Genomic DNA, 17,705 nt, shown 5'->3' with positions numbered 1-17,705 from the left:
CCGGCTCCGGGCTCTGCGACAGTCGAAGCAGACAGGGGAGAAGGGCGATGCGCAGGCTCGACAACAAGGTCATCGCGGTCGTGGGCGCCGGGTCCGGTATCGGCGCGGCCACCGCGGGACGGCTGGCGGCGGAGGGTGCGGCGGTGATGGTGGCCGACGTCAACAGCGGCGCGGCGCGCTCGGTGGCGGCCGGTATCGTCGCCGACGGCGGCAAGGCCACGGCCGTGACCTGCGACATCGCCGACGACGCTAGCGTCGCGGCCATGGTGCGCGCCGCGGTGACCGCCTATGGCGGGCTCGACGGCATCCACGTCAACGCCGCCGACATGCGCGCGATCATGAGCGACGGCGACGCGCTCGACGTGTCCCTGGAGATCTTCGACCGCACCATGGCGGTGAATCTGCGCGGCCACCTGCTGTGCACGCGACACGCCATGCCGGAGCTGCTCAAGCGCGGCGGCGCCATCGTCTACACCAGCTCCGGCGCCGCCGACATGGGCGAGCCGACGCGAGTGTCCTACGCCGTCAGCAAGGCCGGCCTGCAGGCGCTGATGCGCCATGTCGCCTCGCGCTGGGGCAAGCAGGGCGTGCGCGCCAACGCCATCGCGCCGGGCCTGGTGATCACCGAGCAATTGCGCGGCCACTTCCCCGAGGATCTGCGCCAGGCCACGCTGGCGATCACGCGCAGCCCGCGCCTGGGCGTGAGCGAAGACATCGCGGCGATGGTGGCGATGCTGATGTCGGACGACGGTGCCTGGATCAATGGCCAGGTACTGGGCGTGGATGGCGGGGCGATGTTCCGCTGAGCTGAGATCCTGCGCCCCGTGTCGCCCGGTTTCGCGTAGCCAAGCCGGGATGGTCCGTGCCGGTATCTCCCCGGCTTGCCTGCGGCAAGCCGGGCTACGGGCCGTTATCTCGTCAGGCTCAGCCGTGCCACCACCGGCGGCAGCGCCGCCTGCGCCGCGACGATGCGCTGCAGCCGTGCCAGCACCTCCTCCGGCAGCGGCGCCGAGCGCCGCGTCGACAGGTCCACGTGCACGTCGATCTGCTCGCCGATGGCGGCGCGCAGGTCGCGGTCCAGGTTCCACAGCTCATGGAAGAAATGGATGCGCTTGCGGTCCACCGCGAGCAGGCGCGAGCGCACTTCGAGTTGCTCGCCTGCGCGCAGCTCGCGCTCGAAGCGGAAGTTGCTCTCCACCACCATCTTCGACAGGCCGCGGCTTGCGACGTAGGTCCGTCCCAGTTCCAGGTGCTCGGTCACGGCGACCTGGGCCTGGTAGAGCACGCCGTAGTAGCGCTCCACGTTCATGTGGTCGTTGACGTCGATCCACTCCGGCTGCACGGTGGCACGGTACAGGCGGAAGGGCGGGGCGAGGGCGGAGTCGGGCGCGTTCATGCGGCCAGTCTGCGTCGGCGGGGCCTGGCGCACCTCGTCCGAATGACGGTCAGCGCTGGCGCAGTCCCTCGAACAGCAGCTGCATCACGCCTTCGATGTAGCGCTCCTGCGCCGTCGGGTCTGCCCGCAGCGCCTCGCCTCGCCGGCGCAGCACGCCGGGCTCCACCAGCAGGCGCACGGCACCGACGATCATCGCGTGCAGGCTGGCGTCGGGCGTCGCCACGATCAGGCCGCGGCGGCGGCACTGCGCCAGCACCGTATCGACGTAGTCCAGGTAGGGTTCCATGAAGCGCTCGCGCAACTGCCGCGCGCGCTCCGAGTCGCCGCCCTCCTCGCGGAAGGCCAGGCGCAGGATCGGCGGCCGCGTCGCCGCCAGCTGCAACACCAGGCGGATGCTGCCGCGCAGGCCGGCCAGCGGGTCGCCGCCGGGCGGATGCTCCAGCACCGCGCGCAGCTGTGCCTCCATGGGTTCTGCCGCCAGGGTCACCGCTTCCTGCCACATGGCTTCCTTGGAGCCGAAGTAGTGGACCAGCAGGGTATCGCTGACACCCAGCTCCGAGGCCAGCCGGCGCAGCGACGCGCCCTCGTAGCCGGACTCGGCGAACTGCCGCAGCGCCGCTTCCAGCAAGGCCTCGCGTCCCGGCCCGCCGGCGTCGCGCGCCGGCCGTCCCGGACGGCGTCCGGCAACCCCGGCGGAACCGCCCTTGGGTGTTTTATTGAGCATGCATTGAATTTATATTGAGCATGTGCTTAATATACTGCAACAGACCGTCGGCGGGTGGCAGCCCGGGGATGACGGCAGCGGCAGGAGAAATGGGATGAAACGCATTGTCATCGTCGGCGGCGGCTATGCCGGCATGGGTCTGGCGAAGGCCCTGGATCGCCGGTTCGAGGTCCGGATGATCGAACCGAGGGACCGCTTTGTCCACAACCTCGCGGCGATCCGCGCGCTCGCCGAAGGGCCGCCGCTGCTGCGGCAGCTGGCCGTCCCCTACGACCGCCTGCTGCGCCGCGGCACCGTGCTGCAGGCGCGCGCGGCGGCGGTAACGGAGCAGGGCGTGACGCTCGCCGACGGACGCCAGCTCGAGGCCGACTACGTCGTCGTCGCCACCGGCTCGCGCCACAACGGCCCGTTCAAGCCGCAGACGGAAAACGCGGCCGATTTTCTCTCCGCCGGCGCGGCGCTGCACCAGCGCCTGCTGCAGGCGCGCTCGGTGGCGATCGTCGGCGGCGGCCCGGTAGGCGTGGAACTGGCCGGCGAGATCGCTGCCGCGCACCCCGGCAAGGCCCTGCACCTGGTCAGCGCCACGCAGCAGCTCTGCGCAGGCTTCAATCCGCGCCTGGGCGAGCGACTCGCCGCGCAGCTGCGGGCACGCGGCATCGGCCTGAAGCTGGGCGTGACCGCTGCCGGCCTGTCGGAAGGACCCGCGGTGCTGGCCTTGTCCGACGGCACGCTGCTGGAGGCCGACCTGGTCTTCGCCAGCACCGGCGCGGTGCCGGATGCCGCGCTGCTGCGCGCCCTGCCGGGCCTGCCGTTCGACACCCGCGGCCGCGCGCAGCTCGACCCCTGGCTGCGCCCGCAAGGGATGCAGCGCCTGTTCGTCGCGGGCGATGTCGGCGCCACCGGCGACCCGATGACGGCCATCGCCGTGACCCGGCAAGTGCCCTGGCTTGCCGGCCTGCTCAAGTCGCTCGCGGGCGGCGCGTCCATCGAGCGCCTGCGGCCCTACCGTCCCTGGCCGGTGCAGCCGCTGGTGGTGCCGCTGGGTCCCTCCGCCGGTTCCAGCGTGCTGCCGCTGGGGCGCGAGGGCATGGTCTTCGGCGACCGCGTCACCTCGCTGCTGAAAGGTCGCGACCTGCTGCTGCCGCGCTACCGTCGCCAGCTGGGCTACCCCGCGCGCGACCCCGTGGCCGCCGCTGCCGTCCCGCTGCCGCTGGAGAACCGCTCATGAATACTCCCGCCGAGGCGCCGCTGCGCCAGCCCAGCGAATTCCGCTACCGCGAAAACCAGGCGCAGCCGAAGCTCCAGCCGGTGCGCCGCTGGTTCCAGCGCATCGTCGGCGTCGGGCCCGACCTGCCCGAGCCGGTGCTGCGCACGCTGGGCGAGATGTACTACGAGGCCGATCCGGTCGCCGAGGCCTTCGTCGACGAGGTCTATCTCCACGGCCCCGGCGCCGCCGAGGGCCGGCGCCTGCTGGACCTGGCACTGGAGCGGGGGATCGATGCCGTGCCCGATGCGCCGGCGTCGATGCGCCGCCTGTTCGCGGAACTGGAGACGCCGCCCAACTGGTACGACGCGCGCCAGTTCGAGCTGGGCCGCCGCCTGTTCCGCCGCTACGGCCCGACGATCTACCGCTACATGGGCGCGGTGACGCTGGAAGGCTATCGCGAGAACAGCGTCGCCAAGCCGCTGGTCATGACCGGCGCCTACGTCGCCGACAGCACACGCCAGCGCTTCCTGGAGACCGCCGCGTTCTGGCGCGATGTGTCCGATGCCGGCGGCATGGATCCCGGCGGCGTCGGCCGCAAGACGGCGATGCGCGTGCGCGTGATGCACGTCTTCGTGCGCCGCCGCCTGCTCAAGCATCCGCTGTGGCGCGAGCAGGACTGGGGCGTGCCGATCAGCCAGGCCGATGCGCTGATCACGCTGATGGCCGGCTCGATCATGCCGGCCCTGCACCTGCAGCTGATGGGCTTCCGGCCGACGCGCGAGGAGAAGCTCGCGATCATGCATTTCTGGCGCTATGTCGGTCACGTCATGGGCGTGCAGCCGCGCTGGTACCCGGAGAATATTTCCGATGCTGCGCAGTTCGGCTACTACGTCTTCACCAAGGGCGTGGATGGCGCCGGCGAGGACTTCATTTCGCTGAGCCGCTCCTTCGCCCAGGCCTTCCTCGCGCCGGGCCAGGCAGGCCAGACCTGGGGCCGGCGCCTGCGCGACTGGCTGGAGCATCGCATCCTGCTCGGCACGGTCAACTGCTTCGTCAGCGGGCCGACACGGCGCCGCGCCGGCATTCCCTCGGCCGGCCTGTGGAACCTCTACCCGCTGGCCGGGTTCCCGCTGCTGTTCCTGTGGGAGACGCTGCGCCGCGGCTGCCCGCCGCTGGAGCGCCTGGCCTACCGCCACGCCGAGTGGCGCCTGCGCCGCTGGTTCGCCCACCACATGCACGAGCGCAAGGCCGAGTACACCGCGGTATCGCAGTTCACGCGCTGAACTGCGGGGGGCAGGGCAGGGCCGGCCGATGCTATCGTTCCGCCCGCCATGACTGAACCCGCCACCCCCGATTCCGCCAAGCCCGAACCCGCCAATCCCACCGAGATGCTGGAAACGCTGAGCCCGCCCGGCCCGGCCGCGCGCCGGCGCCTGGTGGCCCTGGGCGGGCTCTGGCCGTTCCTGAGGCCCTACCGCGGCCAGGTGCTGTTTGCCTTCCTGCTGCTGTGCCTGGCCTCGGTGGTGATGCTGCTGGTGCCGCTGGCCGTGCGCCAGCTGATCGACCATGGCTTCGTCGCGGGAGCTGCCGTCAACGGCTACTTCCTGGCGCTGTTCGGCATCGCCCTGCTGTGGGGCGCGGCAGTGGCGGGGCGCTTCTACTACGTCAGCTGGATCGGCGAGCGCGTCACCGCCGACCTGCGCGACGCGGTCTACCGCCGCATGCTGGCGCAGTCGCCGCAGTTCTTCGAATACACCCGTACCGGCGAGGTGCTGTCGCGCCTCACCGCCGACACCACCCTGGTGCAGACCGTGGTCGGCTCCTCGGTGTCGATGGGCCTGCGCAGCTTCTTCCAGTTCCTCGGCGGCCTGGTGATGCTGGCGGTGACCAGCGCCAAGCTGTTCGTGGTGACCCTGGTCATGCTGGTGCTGGTGGTGCTGCCGCTGATACTGACCGCGCGTGGCATCCGGCGCCTGTCGCGCGAGTCTCAGGACCGCATCGCGGACACCTCGGCCCTGGCCGGCGAGATCCTCAACGCCATTCCCACCGTGCAGGCCTTCACCAAGGAAGGCGACGAGGGCGCGCGCTACAGCGTCACGGTGGAGGCCAGCTTCGCCTCCGCGATCCGCCGCACGCGCCTGCGCGCGGCGATGACCGCCACCGCCATCGGCGGGGTGTTCGGCGCCGTGGTGTTCGTGCTGTGGCTGGGCGCGCAGGCGGTGATCGCCGGCTCCATGAGCGCCGGCCAACTCGCCTCCTTCATCCTCTACGCCATGTTCACCGCCAGCGGCATCGGCGTGATCGCCGAGGTTTGGGGCGACATCATGCGCGCCGCCGGCGCCACCGAGCGCCTGATGGAACTGCTGGCGGCCGAGGCCGTGATCCGCGCGCCGGATGCGCCGCTGGCGCTGCCGCCGGCGCGGCAGGCACGCATCGCCTTCGAGAACGTGCGCTTCCACTATCCCTCGCGGCCCAAGACCGCTGCGCTGGCCGACGTCACGCTGGAGGTGCGCGAGGGCGAGACCGTGGCCCTGGTCGGGCCCAGCGGCGCCGGCAAGACCACCGTGTTCCAGCTGCTGCTGCGCTTCTACGACGTCAGCGGCGGGACCATCCGCTTCAACGGCATCGACCTGCGCCAGCTCGATCCGGCGGCGCTGCGCGCGCAGATCGGCCTGGTGCCGCAGGACGCCGTGATCTTCTCGGCCGACGCCATGGAGAACATCCGCTACGGCCGCGCCGGCGCCAGCGACGAGGAAGTGATGGCGGCCGCCCGCGCCGCGCTGGCCGACGAGTTCATCGCGCGGCTGCCGCAGGGCTACAGGACCTTCCTGGGCGAGCGCGGCCTGCGCCTGTCCGGCGGCCAGCGCCAGCGCATCGCCATCGCCCGCGCCATGCTGCGCAACCCGCCGCTGCTGCTGCTGGACGAAGCCACCAGCGCGCTCGACGCCGAGAGCGAGGCCCTGGTGCAGCAGGGCCTGGAAGCGGCGATGCGCGACCGCACCACCCTGATCATCGCCCACCGCCTCGCCACCGTGCGCAAGGCCGACCGCATCATCGTGCTGGAGCATGGGCGCATCGTGGAAACCGGTACGCCGGCGCAGCTGCTGCAGCAGGGTGGCTTGTACGCGAGGCTGGCGAACCTGCAGCTGGTTGCTTAGGGCCTGTTAACCCATTCTCACGAACCGTTCATCCCGAGTGGCCCGCTTTGCGGGCTGTATCGAGGGACGCTGCGCTACTCGATATGAACGGTTCGGGATTTTACTGACCGCAAGAAGCAGAGCGTTTCCTGCCCACCATAGAGCTAAAGTCCGCCATCGGATCACGGAGCGGTGGCATGCAGCAGGCGCAGTGGCAGCAGCGGATCGAGGCCCAGGACTGGCCGCGCATCACCCGGGAACTGGACGCGCAGGGCTGGTCGCTGCTGCCGGCCTTGCTGGAGTCCGAGGAATGCAGTGCCCTGACGTGGATGTACGACGAGGCTTCACGCTTCCGCAGCCGCGTGGTCATGGCGCGCCATGGCTACGGTCAGGGCGAGTACCAGTACTTTGGCTACCCGCTGCCGCCGGCGGTCGAGGGCCTGCGCCAGGCGCTGTATCCGCAGCTGGCGCCGCTGGCCAACCGCTGGAACGGGATCATGGGGCTTGCTCCGCGCTATCCCGAGTCCCTCGATGAATTCCTCGAACGCTGCCATGCAGCCGGCCAGCAGCGTCCGACGCCGCTGCTGCTGCGCTATCGCGCCGGCGACTACAACTGCCTGCACCAGGACCTCTACGGCGAACAGGTATTCCCGCTGCAGGCGGCAGTGCTGCTGTCGCAGCCGCAGCGGGATTTCGAGGGCGGCGAGTTCGTGCTGACCGAGCAGCGCCCGCGACGGCAATCGCGGGTGGAGGTGGTGCCGCTGGCGCAGGGGGACGCGGTGATCTTCGCCGTGCACCATCGGCCGGCCAGCGGCAGCCGTGGCGCCTATCGTGTGAACCTGAGGCATGGCGTCAGCCGTCTGCGGTCGGGGCATCGCCATACGCTGGGTGTGATCTTCCACGACGCGAGCTAGGGATCCGATTGCTGCAGGAGCGGCCGGTGGCCGCGACGACCTGCCTTCGCGGCCACCGGCCGCTCCTACGTTCTTTCGCCCATTGGGTTCATTGACGCAGGCTGACCGTGCGCTGCTTCCAGTCCGCCGACTGCCAGCGATAGAACGGCGTCAGGTGCGCCGGCTCCGATGCCGCGCGCTCGGTGAGCAGCGTGGCCAGCGACACCAGCTCGTAGCTGCGCAACCAGCGGCCGTCGATGCGCGCCTCGCGCGCCGCCAGGATCTGCTTGCCGCCGGGCACCCAGCCGGCGAACTCGACGTAGCCGATGCCCGGCGCCGCGGCCGCCGGCGGCAGCACCTGCACGCTCCAGGCGCCGTCGGTCTGCGTGAACACCCACAGCTCCAGCCAGGTGTCGAGCGGCTGTACCGACAGGGCCAGCGCGGTGCCGCCCGCATTGGCGCGCGCCGATGCGTTCCAGACGCGGCCATAGGTGCAGCGGCGCAGCAGGGGGTTCTTCGCGTCGTTCTTCGGGCCGGTCAGCAGTACGCAGGTCTCGCCGGGTTCGCCGGCTGCTGTCGTCACCGCCAGCTTCGCGCTGGCTGCCGGCACCGCCGCGGGTTCCATCGCCCAGCGCGAAGCGCCGACGCGCACGGCTGCCTCGGTGTAGGCGCGCTGCTCGTCCTCGGGCAATTGCGCACGGTCCACGCCGGCCAGCGCTTCCAGCGCGCGGGTTTCGGCCGCGGCGGCGGCCACGGTGCCGTCGGCACGGCGTGCATGGGCATAGGCCAGGGCCGACCAGACACCGGCGCGGCGCAGGCGGATGCGCGTGGCCGTGGTGCCATCCTGGCTGGCCAGGTCCACGCGGTCCAGCAGTTCCGCGCGCCACTGGTCGAACTGCACGCGCTCCAGCGGGCGCGTGGCCGGATCGACGCAGTCGTGGCGCGTCAGCGCCAGCGCCGCGCGCGCCCGCTGGGCCGGCGTGGCCAGCAGGCTCAGCACGCGGCGGAAGGCGTCGCCCTCGTAGCACAGCTGGACGCGGCCGTCGTCGCGCTCGAACTGCGTGAAGGTCAGCCCGTAGTGCCGCGCGGTGTCGAGGTGGCCGGCGGTGCGCACCTCGTCGGCCTTGGCCTGCTTGCCGGAACCGCGCCGCGCCAGGCGCTCGCCCATGACGCCGAGCGCGTCGAAGGGTTCGGCGTCGATCTTCGCTGCCGGCGCCGCCTTGAGATAGGCGGCGGCGTAGGCGATGCCCAGGGACTCCTGGCCCGGGGTATCGCGCAGGAAGCGCAGCACCGCCAGCAGTTCGGGCGCATGCGCTTCATCGGCTTCCAGCAGCCGCAGCTGCGTGGCGCGGACGTAGCCGCCGCGCTCACGCTCATGGTCCCAGACCTGCAGGAAGCCCAGGCGCTCGCCGCGCACCTCCAGCGTGTCGCCCTGCCACAGCTGCGCCTGCTGCTGCGCACTGTCGCGCGCAGCGGCGCGCAGCGCGGTGTCGTCCTGGGCGACGATCGCCAGGGCGGTGAGGGTGGCGAGCAGCATCACTCGCTCTCCTCGACGGCGGCGGTAGCCACGGCCGGCGGGCTGTTCTGGCCGAGCAGGGCGGAGCCGATGAAGCCGCCGCTGGCCGGCGGCGAGGCGATGATCACCTGTACCTTGTCGGACAGCTTGTCGGCCATGATCTTCTGGATCAGCAGCGGGTGTTTGCTGAGCAGTTCGCCATCGCGTTCCATCTGCCCGCTGGTGACCTTGCCGATGTGCTCCAGGCGGTAGGTCTCGGCGTCGGCCAGCTTCTGGCGCGAGTCGGCCTCGCCGGAGGCCTCGATGCGGCGCGCCTCGGCATTGCCCTCGGCGTAGCGGATGCGCGAGATCTTCTCGGCCTCGGCTTCCAGCTTGCGCTGCTCGATCTGTTTTTCCTTGAACGGCAGCACGTGTTTCATCGCTTCCTGCTGCGCGCGGGCGGCGATGATCTGCTCGTTGCCGGCGGCTTCGGCGGCCTTCTCGCGGCGCACCTTGTCGGCGTCGGCTTCCAGCGCCGTCTCCTTCACCTGCTGGTCCTTCAGCGCCAGGGTGTACTGCATCTTCTCGGTGGCCAGTTCCTCGGCCAGCAGCTGGTCCATGCCGTTGCGGTACTCGCGCGGCAGGTCGACGTTGCCCAGCTGCACGTCGCGCAGCAGGATGCCGTCGGCGGCCAGGCGCGGTTTCAGCTCGGCGGCGATCTGCTGCTGGATCTCGGCGCGCTTGGTGGAGAAGATCTCCTTGACGGTGTAGCGGGTGAAGATGCGGTAGATCACGCCGTGCAGGGCCGGCTCCACCACGTCGTGATCGATGTCTTCGGGCAACTGCCGGGCGATCTCGGTGATCTGCCTGGGGTCCAGGGCGTAGCGCAGGCTCAGGTCCACGCCCAGCGACAGGCCTTCCTTGGACTGGAACGGCGCATTGCCGTCGGCGCGGGCACTGTCCGCCGGGCGCAGCACCCGGTCGCGCAGCGAATAGAGGCGCAGCCCGTGCAGGCCGGGCAGGGCGAACACCGGGCCGGCGCCGAATACGCGCTGGCCGCCGAACAGGCGGTCGCTGCGCACGGCGACTTCACCTGCCGGCACGGTCTGCAGCGGCGGCGACTGGTAGAGGGCATAGGCGGCCGTGGCGACCAGCCCCAGTGCGAACAGCCGGCCGCGACGGCGCCAGGCGGCGCTGCCGGCAGCCTCCCCGACCGCGCCCAGCTGTTCCCGCCAGCTCCGCGGACCGGCCGGGGGTTCTTCCTGCGCATCTTCCTGAATCTGATCCTGCATGTGCCTGCTCCCTGAAACCCGGACCGGGAGCGGCCGTCCCCGGCCGCCGCAGCGGTGGCCCGGAAGGAACCGCTGCTGGAAACAGAGTCTGGGCGGCGGGCGTGCGCCGGCCGTGGCGCGGTAGTGCAAGTCCGGCGGAATTTCGTGCAGAACTGGTGCAGCGCTTAGAGCTTATCCGTAAGTAAAACACGCACGCGTTGCTGCCAGAAATCGCGCCAGGCAAGTCGGCCGCCGCGCGGTTTGGTGGTTCCAAATAAGCGGCGGCCGGCGCCGCATGGCGCGATTTCCGGCGCAACCCGGAGGGACGGGGCCATTTTCGCGCCCCGCGGCCCCTATCGCCCCTTATGTACGTCAAGTACACCGCGGGTCGATAGGGTTGGCGGGACACGAAAATGGCACGCCGTCGCGTGCGTGTTTTACTTACGGATAAGCTCTTAAAATGCGCCCATGAAAACCGTCGATTTCGAGCTGGACCGTGAATTCATCGAGCTGAACCAGCTCCTCAAGCTGGCCGGCATCTGCGACTCCGGCGGTGCCGGCAAGCAGTTGGTGGCCGAGGGCCTGGTGACCGTGGACGGCGCGCCCGAGAGCCGCAAGACCGCCAAGATCCGCGTCGGCCAGGTGGTGGTCTGCGAGGGCCTGCGCATCCGCGTGAAGGCGGTCTGAGCCGGCCGTGAGCGTGGAGGCGACACTGCGCCGCTACCTCGGCGCCTACCCCGAGAACCTGCAGGCGCAGGTGCGCCAGCTGGTGGAGCAGGGGCGCCTGGCCGGGCACCTGGCGCAGCGCTACCCCGGCCGGCACGCCATCCAGACCGACGGCGCGCTCCATGACTACGTGCAGGAATACAAGCAGGCGTACATGAAGAGTTCGCCGCCGCTGCACAAGGTGCAGTGGCAGAACAAGATGGACGTGCTGCAGAACGTGCTGGGCCTGCACACCGCGATCTCGCGGGTGCAGGGGGCCAGGCTCAAGGCCAAGGCCGAGATTCGCGTCTCCGGCCTGTTCAAGGAGACCGCGCCGGAGTTCCTCGAGATGGTGGTGGTGCACGAGCTGGCGCACCTGCGCGAGCGCGAGCACAACAAGGCCTTCTACCAGTTGTGCCGGCACATGCTGCCGGACTACCACCAGGTGGAGTTCGATCTGCGGCTGCTGTTGCTGCAGCGGGCGCTGGCTTCCGCTGCAGTCGTCGATCCCTGAGACAAGGTTCAAGTGTCCTCGGACCTCTGAAAATATGAATTACCGTGACTTCGGCCATTGCCGCCGCAGGCTGACCGTGCCTAGGCTGGGGCCATCACTTTTCTCATTACCGGAGGTTTCCCATGGACACGCTGGTCAACTACGAGCTGCAGGACGGCATCGCGACGCTGACGCTGAACAACGGCAAGGCCAACGCGCTGTCGCCGGCGATGCTGGTGGCGCTGAACGAAGCGCTGGACCGCTCCGATTCGGATCGCGCGGCGGTGGTGCTCACCGGCCGCGAGGGCATGTTCTCGGGTGGCTTCGATCTCGCGGTGATGGGCGCCGGCGGTCCGCCGACGCGTGAGCTGGTGATCGGTGGCTTCCTGCTGGCCGAGCGCCTGCTGAAGTTTCCGCGCCCGGTGGTGATCGCCGCGGGCGGGCACGCATTGGCGATGGCTTCGTTCCTGCTGCTCTGCGGCGACCTGCGCCTGGGGGCCGAGGGCGCCTTCAAGATCGGCGCCAACGAAGTTGCCATCGGCCTGACCATGCCCTACGCGGCCACCGAGATCTGCCGCATGCGCCTGGCGGTCACGCATTTCGGACGCGCCGTCACCAACGCCGAGATCTTCACGCCTGCCGCTGCCGTGGATGCGGGCTTCCTCGATCGCGTCGTGCCGCAGGAGCAACTGCTGGCCGAGGCCAGGGCCGCTGCCGCCGGCCTGTTCAAGCTCAACCGCGCCGCCTTCGCCGCCACCAAGCTGCGTGCGCGGGCACCGGGCCTGACGGCACTCCGTGCGGCCATCGAGGCCGACGAGGCGGAGTTCCGCAAGATGTTCGGCTAGCGCGCGGCCACATCCTTCAGGGCCGACAGGATCGCCTGCAGGGCGGCGCCATCGGCTGCCACCAGGGCGAAGTGGTCGCCGGGGATGCTGCGGACCTGTACCGTCGCGCCGGCAGTTGTCGCGGCGCGCGCGTAGTTGCTGGCCTGCGAGAGTGGCACGATCAGGTCGTCGGCGCCGGTCAGCAAAGTGACGGACGCTGCCGGCGGCAGCATCTGCAGCGGCGACACCTCGCGTAGTGCTGCCTTGCCGATCAACTGCGGGATGGCCGCGCCGCAGGCGGGGTTGTCCTGCGGGTAGCGCGCGAGATCGGCGATCGCTGCCAGGCCCAGGACGCGCTGCGGCAATAGCGGTGCCTGCGAGAACAGCGCACTGGTCGCGGGCAATCGAGGGCGGCTGGCTGCCCACAGCGCCAGGTGTCCGCCGGCCGAGTGCCCGGCGAAGGCCAGTCGCTGCAGGTCCAGCGGACGGTCCTTGGCGAGCGTGCGCAGATGATCGACCGCCGCCGCCACGTCGCGGAAGGTCCCGGGCCAGCCGCCGCCGGCTTCGTTGACGCCGCGATACTCGATGTTCCACACCGCCCAGCCGGCGCGGCCCAGCGAGGCGGCCAGCGGCTCCAGGTGTTCAGGGCCGGCAATGCTGTGCTGCCAGCAGCCGCCGTGCATCAGCACCAGCACCGGATGCGGTCCCTGGCCTGCGGGCAGGTGCAGCAGGCCGTATTGCTGCGTCGCATCGCCATAGGCTAGCCGCAGCGGCGCGGCCGTGGCCGGCAAGGCGAAGGCCGCGAGCAGGCACAGCAGCATCCGGAACGGGCGCATGCATCCACTCTAGCGCTTCGCCTGCGGCTCGTCCTTGCGGAGGAGGGAACGCCCTGCGTAGCGGCTTAGGCTTGCCGCCAGAGCCGACCATGGCCGCCCGAGGAGAAACCCGTGTCAGCCCAGCCCGCCTATTCCCGCAGCCGTCCCTGCCGTCTCGCCGAGGTGCCTCGCTGGGATGCGGAGACCGGGGTGGCGGTGGTGGGCTTCGGTGCTGCCGGTGCCTGCGCGGCGCTGGAGGCGGTGCGTGCGGGGGCGAAGGTGACGCTGCTGGAAGCCACTTCCGGCAGCGGCGGCACCTCGGCGCTGTCCGGCGGCGAGATGTACGTCGGCGGCAACGGCGGTACGCCGCAGCAGCGCGCCGCCGGTTTCACCGACGACACCGAGGACCTGTATCGCTACCTGCTGATGGCCGGCGGTCCCGACGCCGACGCCGCCAAGGTGCGCGCCTATGCCGAGGGCAGCCTGGCGCACTTCGAGTGGATGCAGGCGCAGGGCCTGGTCTACAAGGATTCCTTCATCCCGCAGCGCATCGTCGAGCCCTTCACCGACGACTGCCTGATCTGGAGCGGCAGCGAGGAAGCCTGGCCGTTCTCGGAGAACGCCAAGCCTTGCCCGCGCGGGCACACGCCGCAGTGGATGGGCCTGGGCGGCGGGCGTTATCTGATGGATGTGCTGGCGGCGCGTGTCGCCGAGTCCGCGGTCGAAGTGCGCTACGACACGCGAGCCGCGGCGCTGATCGTGGACGAATCCGGCCGCGTGGCCGGGCTGGTGCTGCGCCGCGATGGACAGGACTCCTTCCTGCGGGCTACGCGCGGCGTGGTGCTCTGCGCCGGCGGCTACATCATGAACAAGGACCTGCTGCGCCAGCATGCGCCGCAGCTGCAGCGCGCCAACATGCCGATCGGCACGGTGGACGATGGCTCCGGCATCCAGCTCGGCCAGGGCGCGGGCGGCCACGCCATCCACATGGACCAGGGCTTCGTGACGCTGCCCTGGTATCCGCCGGAGCAGCTGATCAAGGGCATCTTCATCAACGCGCGCGGCCAGCGCTTCATCAACGAGGACTGCTACCACGGCCGCGTCGCGCAGCACATCCTGCAGCAGTCCGGCGACCGCTTCTGGCTGCTGCTGGATCGCGAGATTTTCGCCGAGCCCGACTTCGGCCAGTTCGCGAAAATCACCATCGGCGCCACCGGCGACAGCTGGCAGGAAGTGGAGCGCGAGCTGGAGCTCCCGGAGGGCGCGCTGGTCTCTACCGTGGAGCTGTACAACCGCCACGCCGCGCAGGGCCAGGACCCGCTGTTCCGCAAGGCCGCGAAGTGGCTGCGCCCGCTGACGCAGGGGCCGTTCGTCGCGCTGGACTGCCGCATCGATCATGCCGCCTATTTCAGCTTCACGCTGGGCGGGCTCGACACGCTGCCGACCGGAGAAGTGCTGGATGCGGCGCGCCAGCCCATCGCGGGGTTGTATGCCGCGGGGCGCAGCGCCTGCGGTCTGCCGCGCTGGGGCGCGGGCTACAGCTCAGGCATGTCGCTGGCGGACGCGACTTTCTTCGGGCGGCAGGCGGGCAAGCGGGCTGCTAACCCCTGAGCCTCAGGCATCGCCGCAGCGCAGTAGCCCGGATGCAATCCGGGGGTTGCGCTGACTCATCCCGGATTTCATCCGGGCTACTGACTTCGCAGTCGAGGTTTAGCGCCTGGCCCGGCGCAGCGCTCCCAGCGTCAGCAGGAGTGCCAGCAGCGATGCCGGCAGCGCGCCGCCACCGCCACCACCATCGCCGCCGCTGCTTGGCGGTTCCGTCGCCGGCGGCGGATCGACGCCGCGGTTGAGGCCGTTCAGCACGGTGGTGCCGCTGTTGTCCGGATCCAGGTAGATTTTCAGGTTGTTGCCGATCGCCTTGTCCTCGCCGAGCCAGGCCAGTTCCAGGCGGCCGAAGTAGTCGGGCTTGTCGTTGGGCTGGCTGCCGCTGCAGTTGGCGGAGCCGCCGGAGAGCGTGCCGATGACGCGGCCGCTCTGGTTCCACAGCGCGGCACCCGAGGAGCCGCCCTCGGTGGTGCCGCTGTTCCAGAACACTTCCCAGGCATCCACCGTGAAATCGCCCACGGCGGTGTTGTTCTTCTTGCTGACCCCGCCGCTGTAGCGGCTGATCTTCTTGTCGTCGCCGCTGGGGTGGTGGATCGCCGCGCCGGAGCTGGGGGTGGTGCCGCTGACATCCCAGCCGGCAAAGTAGACGTTGTAGTTGGTGACCGGGGGCGCGCCATCGGCGGGACCCCGGAGTTGCAGCAGCGCGAAGTCGGAAGTCGGATTGCGCGCCACCAGTTCCTTGGCGGTGATGAACTGGTCCACGCGGCCATTGCTGCCGCTGCCGCAGCCGCCGCGATTGACGTTGAAGTAGGCGCGGATGCCCGATGCCGCCACCTGGTCGAGATCGCAGTGATTGGCGGTGAGGATGTACGGGGTTTCATCCAGCCGCACGTTGTTGACCAGCGTGCCCGTGCACAGGGCGCGGTTGTTGAGCGTGATCAGCACCACCGACCGCACCTGCGGCAGCCAGTCGTTGGCGGCGGAGCAGGCTACGTCGACGTTGCAGGCGCCCGAAGTGCCGAAGTTGCCCTTGGCGGTGCCGGCGGTGGGAAAGCCGCGGTAGCCATGCTGGGCTTCGACGATGTGCAGGCCGAACCCGCCCTTGCGCGCGGCCGGCAGGCGCAGTTCCAGCAGCGCGTGGCCGCCGCGCACCACCGGCAGCAGCAGGCTGCCGTCAGCCTCGGCAGCCAGCGGGCCCTGCGCGTCGCCGCTGTCCTCGCCGATCCAGCGCAGCTCGGCGCCGGCCGGCAGCTTCAGGTCTTCCAGGCTCAGCGCCAGCGACTCGGCGCCCTGCGAGTCGATACCCAGGCGCCAGCGCGCGATGCCCGCCGCCGGGCTGTCCCAGCCGCCGTCGGCCACGCCGAGATCCAGCGGCAGGCCCACGGCGTATTGCAGCGGGTGTTCCTTGGCGTCGTCCAGCGCGTCGGCGATGTCAGCCCCGGGCAGGCCGTGGCGCGGAAAGTCCGCCGCGGCGGCGGACAGGGACAGCAGCAGGCAGGGCAGCAGGAGCAGGCGGCGCAGGGTCAGGATCATGGTGGCGGCGAATCTGGAAAATGCGGACGCACCACTATAGCCGCGTCCGGCGGCGCGTCTGTGAACCCGGTTGGTTCAGTTCGTATGCCGCCGCCGGCGCAGCGCCGCCAGCGCGAGGCCCGCCAGCAGCAGCGGCAGGCCCGGCGAACCGCCACCACCGCCACCGGAGCTGCTGCCCCCGGAACTTCCGCCCCCGGAGCCGCCCACCGCACCGGGCGAGCCGCCTGCGTCCTTGCCGTTCAGGGTCAGGGCGCCGGTGCCGGTCGGGTCCAGGTGGGCCTTGAGCTGGCCGCTGCTGGCGCTGTTGGCCGTCCAGCCGCGCGCGAAGCGGGCGTAGATGTCGCTGGCGCCGGGATTGCCGCAGCTGGAGGAACCGCCGGACAGGGTGCCGACCAGGCGGCGATCCTGGTTCCACAGGCCGCTGCCGGAGGAGCCGGGCTCGGTCACGCCGCGGGCCCAGTGCACTTCCCAGCCGTCGACCTGGAAGGCGTCGATCTGGGCGTTCTCGATGGACTGCACCGAACTGGTGAACGTGCTGATCTTCTTGTCGTCGCCGCCGGGATGGTGGATGCCGACGCCGCTGCGCGCCGCCACGCCGGTGCGCGCGTCCCAGCCGCTGTAGTGCACGCCGAAGGACGAGGGCGGGCGGGAGGCGAGTTCGAACAGCGTGAAGTCGGACTCGCTGTCGCGTGCCAGGAAGCTGCCGCCGGCGATGACCTGGTTGATCGGCCCGTCGCTGCTGCTGCCGCAGCTGGATTTCTGCACGTTGAAGTACACCGTCACGTCCGACATGCGCGTGGACGAGGTGATGCCGCAGTGATTGGCGGTGAGCACCAGCGGCCGGTCGTTCTGCGCGGTGTTGTTGACCATGGCGCCCGAGCAGGTCACCAGGGTGTTGACCAGCAGGATGCGGTTCAGGCGCGTGTAGACCACGGTGGAGCGGATCTGGTCGCGCCAGTTGTTGCCGTCGGAGCAGGCGACGTCGATGTGGCAGCTGCCGTCGGCATCGCCCAGCGCGCCCTTGGCGGGCAGGGCGGCGCTGCCCAGTGCGCGGAAGCCGTGGAAGGCCTCGGCGATGCGCAGGCGGAAGGCGTCGCGCGCGGCCGCCGGCATGCGCGCTTCCAGCACGGCTTCATCGTCGCGCACCACCGGCAGCAGCAGTTCGCCGTCACCGCGGAAGGGGCCTTGCACGTCGCGGCCATCGGCCGAGGAGAACCAGATTTCGCCGCCGGCAGGCAGCGCCAGCTGTTCCAGCCGCGCGCTGAGGTTGAGCGCGCCGGCCGAGCCCAGGCGCAGGCGCCAGCGCGCGGTGCCGGGGCTGGGTTCGTCCCAGGCGCCGTCCTGCTCGCTCAGCGACAGCGGCACGCCGGTGGCGAAGGACAGGGGAGCGCTGCGCAGCACCTCGGCGGTATCCATGCGCTGTCCCGCCGGCAGCAGCTGCAGGGGCAGTTCACCCAGCGACAGCGCCGCGGACGCGGCGAAGCTGGGCAGGCCCAGCAGCAGGGCAAGGCAGGCAGTCAGGCGCATGGGAATCTCCCCCGTGGTGTGACCGCACTATATCGGAGCGCTTCGCTCCGAAGGGGGCTCCGGACGGGCCAAAGCCGCCG

General features: G+C 70.6%; 16 protein-coding genes. 9 read left to right on the top strand and 7 right to left on the bottom strand.

Annotated elements, in window-relative coordinates; genetic code table 11:
• Positions 1-47: 47 nt before the first annotated feature.
• Positions 48-806, top strand: a complete 759-nt coding sequence (locus D0B54_RS16920) for an SDR family NAD(P)-dependent oxidoreductase (RefSeq protein WP_117292442.1) — start codon at positions 48-50, stop codon at positions 804-806.
• A 104-nt stretch (positions 807-910) separates the two neighbouring features.
• Here D0B54_RS16920 and D0B54_RS16915 read toward each other — a convergent pair whose 3' ends face one another.
• Together D0B54_RS16915 and D0B54_RS16910 are read right to left on the bottom strand one after the other, a co-directional pair.
• Positions 911-1,396: a thioesterase family protein gene (locus D0B54_RS16915; protein ID WP_117292441.1), complete on the bottom strand. Its 486-nt coding sequence runs from the start codon at positions 1,394-1,396 to the stop codon at positions 911-913.
• A 49-nt stretch (positions 1,397-1,445) separates the two neighbouring features.
• Complete coding sequence (locus D0B54_RS16910; RefSeq protein ID WP_117292440.1) at positions 1,446-2,120, bottom strand: TetR/AcrR family transcriptional regulator; 675 nt, start codon at positions 2,118-2,120, stop codon at positions 1,446-1,448.
• Positions 2,121-2,214: 94 nt separating this feature from the next.
• Between D0B54_RS16910 and D0B54_RS16905 the strand changes: the two genes are divergently transcribed.
• From D0B54_RS16905 to D0B54_RS16890, 4 genes are all read left to right on the top strand, one after another.
• A complete protein-coding gene (locus D0B54_RS16905) occupies positions 2,215-3,348 on the top strand; it encodes an NAD(P)/FAD-dependent oxidoreductase (protein WP_117292439.1) in 1,134 nt (377 codons plus the stop codon).
• Positions 3,345-4,610, top strand: coding sequence for an oxygenase MpaB family protein (locus D0B54_RS16900; protein WP_117292438.1), 1,266 nt, complete (start codon positions 3,345-3,347; stop codon positions 4,608-4,610). Before D0B54_RS16905 ends, D0B54_RS16900 begins: the two co-directional genes overlap by 4 nt.
• Before the next feature lie 105 nt (positions 4,611-4,715).
• The gene (locus tag D0B54_RS16895; RefSeq protein ID WP_117295327.1) at positions 4,716-6,485 is read left to right on the top strand and encodes an ABC transporter transmembrane domain-containing protein; all 1,770 of its coding nucleotides are present in this window, start codon (positions 4,716-4,718) and stop codon (positions 6,483-6,485) included.
• 176 nt (positions 6,486-6,661) lie between these two features.
• Positions 6,662-7,378 (top strand): 2OG-Fe(II) oxygenase, encoded by a 717-nt coding sequence (locus D0B54_RS16890; RefSeq protein WP_117292437.1) that lies wholly within the window; start codon positions 6,662-6,664, stop codon positions 7,376-7,378.
• Positions 7,379-7,466: 88 nt separating this feature from the next.
• On the opposite strand, the gene D0B54_RS16885 is transcribed toward D0B54_RS16890, so the two are convergent.
• Positions 7,467-8,894: a hypothetical protein gene (locus tag D0B54_RS16885; protein WP_117292436.1), complete on the bottom strand. Its 1,428-nt coding sequence runs from the start codon at positions 8,892-8,894 to the stop codon at positions 7,467-7,469.
• Positions 8,894-10,144, bottom strand: a complete 1,251-nt coding sequence (locus D0B54_RS16880; RefSeq protein WP_117292435.1) for an SPFH domain-containing protein — start codon at positions 10,142-10,144, stop codon at positions 8,894-8,896. The genes D0B54_RS16885 and D0B54_RS16880 overlap by 1 nt, the downstream gene beginning before the upstream one ends.
• 447 nt (positions 10,145-10,591) lie before the next feature.
• Here D0B54_RS16880 and D0B54_RS16875 point away from each other — a divergent pair, with 447 nt between their 5' ends.
• The 3 genes from D0B54_RS16875 (at position 10,592) to D0B54_RS16865 (ending at position 12,166) form a co-directional block, all read left to right on the top strand.
• On the top strand, positions 10,592-10,810 hold the full coding sequence (locus tag D0B54_RS16875; protein WP_117292434.1) for an RNA-binding S4 domain-containing protein: 219 nt from the start codon (positions 10,592-10,594) through the stop codon (positions 10,808-10,810).
• 7 nt (positions 10,811-10,817) lie between these two features.
• Positions 10,818-11,342, top strand: a complete 525-nt coding sequence (locus tag D0B54_RS16870; protein ID WP_240433452.1) for a M48 family metallopeptidase — start codon at positions 10,818-10,820, stop codon at positions 11,340-11,342.
• Between the two features lie 122 nt (positions 11,343-11,464).
• Positions 11,465-12,166: a crotonase/enoyl-CoA hydratase family protein gene (locus tag D0B54_RS16865; RefSeq protein WP_117292433.1), complete on the top strand. Its 702-nt coding sequence runs from the start codon at positions 11,465-11,467 to the stop codon at positions 12,164-12,166.
• On the opposite strand, the gene D0B54_RS16860 is transcribed toward D0B54_RS16865, so the two are convergent.
• Positions 12,163-12,981 carry an alpha/beta hydrolase family protein gene (locus D0B54_RS16860; protein ID WP_117292432.1) on the bottom strand — a complete coding sequence of 273 codons (819 nt, stop codon included), beginning with the start codon at positions 12,979-12,981 and terminating at the stop codon, positions 12,163-12,165. The two genes, D0B54_RS16865 and D0B54_RS16860, sit on opposite strands and share 4 nt — an antisense overlap.
• A 111-nt stretch (positions 12,982-13,092) precedes the next feature.
• Here D0B54_RS16860 and D0B54_RS16855 point away from each other — a divergent pair, with 111 nt between their 5' ends.
• Positions 13,093-14,571: an FAD-dependent oxidoreductase gene (locus tag D0B54_RS16855; protein WP_117292431.1), complete on the top strand. Its 1,479-nt coding sequence runs from the start codon at positions 13,093-13,095 to the stop codon at positions 14,569-14,571.
• 99 nt (positions 14,572-14,670) lie between these two features.
• Here D0B54_RS16855 and D0B54_RS16850 read toward each other — a convergent pair whose 3' ends face one another.
• On the bottom strand, positions 14,671-16,098 hold the full coding sequence (locus D0B54_RS16850; protein WP_117292430.1) for a trypsin-like serine peptidase: 1,428 nt from the start codon (positions 16,096-16,098) through the stop codon (positions 14,671-14,673).
• A gap of 75 nt (positions 16,099-16,173) precedes the next feature.
• The gene (locus D0B54_RS16845; RefSeq protein WP_117292429.1) at positions 16,174-17,625 is read right to left on the bottom strand and encodes a trypsin-like serine peptidase; all 1,452 of its coding nucleotides are present in this window, start codon (positions 17,623-17,625) and stop codon (positions 16,174-16,176) included.
• Positions 17,626-17,705 lie beyond the last annotated feature (80 nt).

Source organism: Solimonas sp. K1W22B-7, assembly GCF_003428335.1.
Taxonomy (GTDB): Bacteria; Pseudomonadota; Gammaproteobacteria; order Nevskiales; family Nevskiaceae; genus Solimonas_A.
Note: the sequence above shows the minus strand (reverse complement) of the source record. Positions and strands in the feature narration are given on the sequence as shown.

What these genes read in the sequence shown, in the direction of transcription:
- D0B54_RS16920 (WP_117292442.1), top strand. Translation starts at nt 48, where the DNA reads ATGCGCAGGCTCGACAACAAGGTCATCGCGGTCGTGGGCGCCGGGTCC.
- D0B54_RS16915 (WP_117292441.1), bottom strand. Translation starts at nt 1,396, where the DNA reads ATGAACGCGCCCGACTCCGCCCTCGCCCCGCCCTTCCGCCTGTACCGT.
- D0B54_RS16910 (WP_117292440.1), bottom strand. Translation starts at nt 2,120, where the DNA reads ATGCTCAATAAAACACCCAAGGGCGGTTCCGCCGGGGTTGCCGGACGC.
- D0B54_RS16905 (WP_117292439.1), top strand. Translation starts at nt 2,215, where the DNA reads ATGAAACGCATTGTCATCGTCGGCGGCGGCTATGCCGGCATGGGTCTG.
- D0B54_RS16900 (WP_117292438.1), top strand. Translation starts at nt 3,345, where the DNA reads ATGAATACTCCCGCCGAGGCGCCGCTGCGCCAGCCCAGCGAATTCCGC.
- D0B54_RS16895 (WP_117295327.1), top strand. Translation starts at nt 4,716, where the DNA reads ATGCTGGAAACGCTGAGCCCGCCCGGCCCGGCCGCGCGCCGGCGCCTG.
- D0B54_RS16890 (WP_117292437.1), top strand. Translation starts at nt 6,662, where the DNA reads ATGCAGCAGGCGCAGTGGCAGCAGCGGATCGAGGCCCAGGACTGGCCG.
- D0B54_RS16885 (WP_117292436.1), bottom strand. Translation starts at nt 8,894, where the DNA reads ATGCTGCTCGCCACCCTCACCGCCCTGGCGATCGTCGCCCAGGACGAC.
- D0B54_RS16880 (WP_117292435.1), bottom strand. Translation starts at nt 10,144, where the DNA reads ATGCAGGATCAGATTCAGGAAGATGCGCAGGAAGAACCCCCGGCCGGT.
- D0B54_RS16875 (WP_117292434.1), top strand. Translation starts at nt 10,592, where the DNA reads ATGAAAACCGTCGATTTCGAGCTGGACCGTGAATTCATCGAGCTGAAC.
- D0B54_RS16865 (WP_117292433.1), top strand. Translation starts at nt 11,465, where the DNA reads ATGGACACGCTGGTCAACTACGAGCTGCAGGACGGCATCGCGACGCTG.
- D0B54_RS16860 (WP_117292432.1), bottom strand. Translation starts at nt 12,981, where the DNA reads ATGCGCCCGTTCCGGATGCTGCTGTGCCTGCTCGCGGCCTTCGCCTTG.
- D0B54_RS16850 (WP_117292430.1), bottom strand. Translation starts at nt 16,098, where the DNA reads ATGATCCTGACCCTGCGCCGCCTGCTCCTGCTGCCCTGCCTGCTGCTG.
- D0B54_RS16845 (WP_117292429.1), bottom strand. Translation starts at nt 17,625, where the DNA reads ATGCGCCTGACTGCCTGCCTTGCCCTGCTGCTGGGCCTGCCCAGCTTC.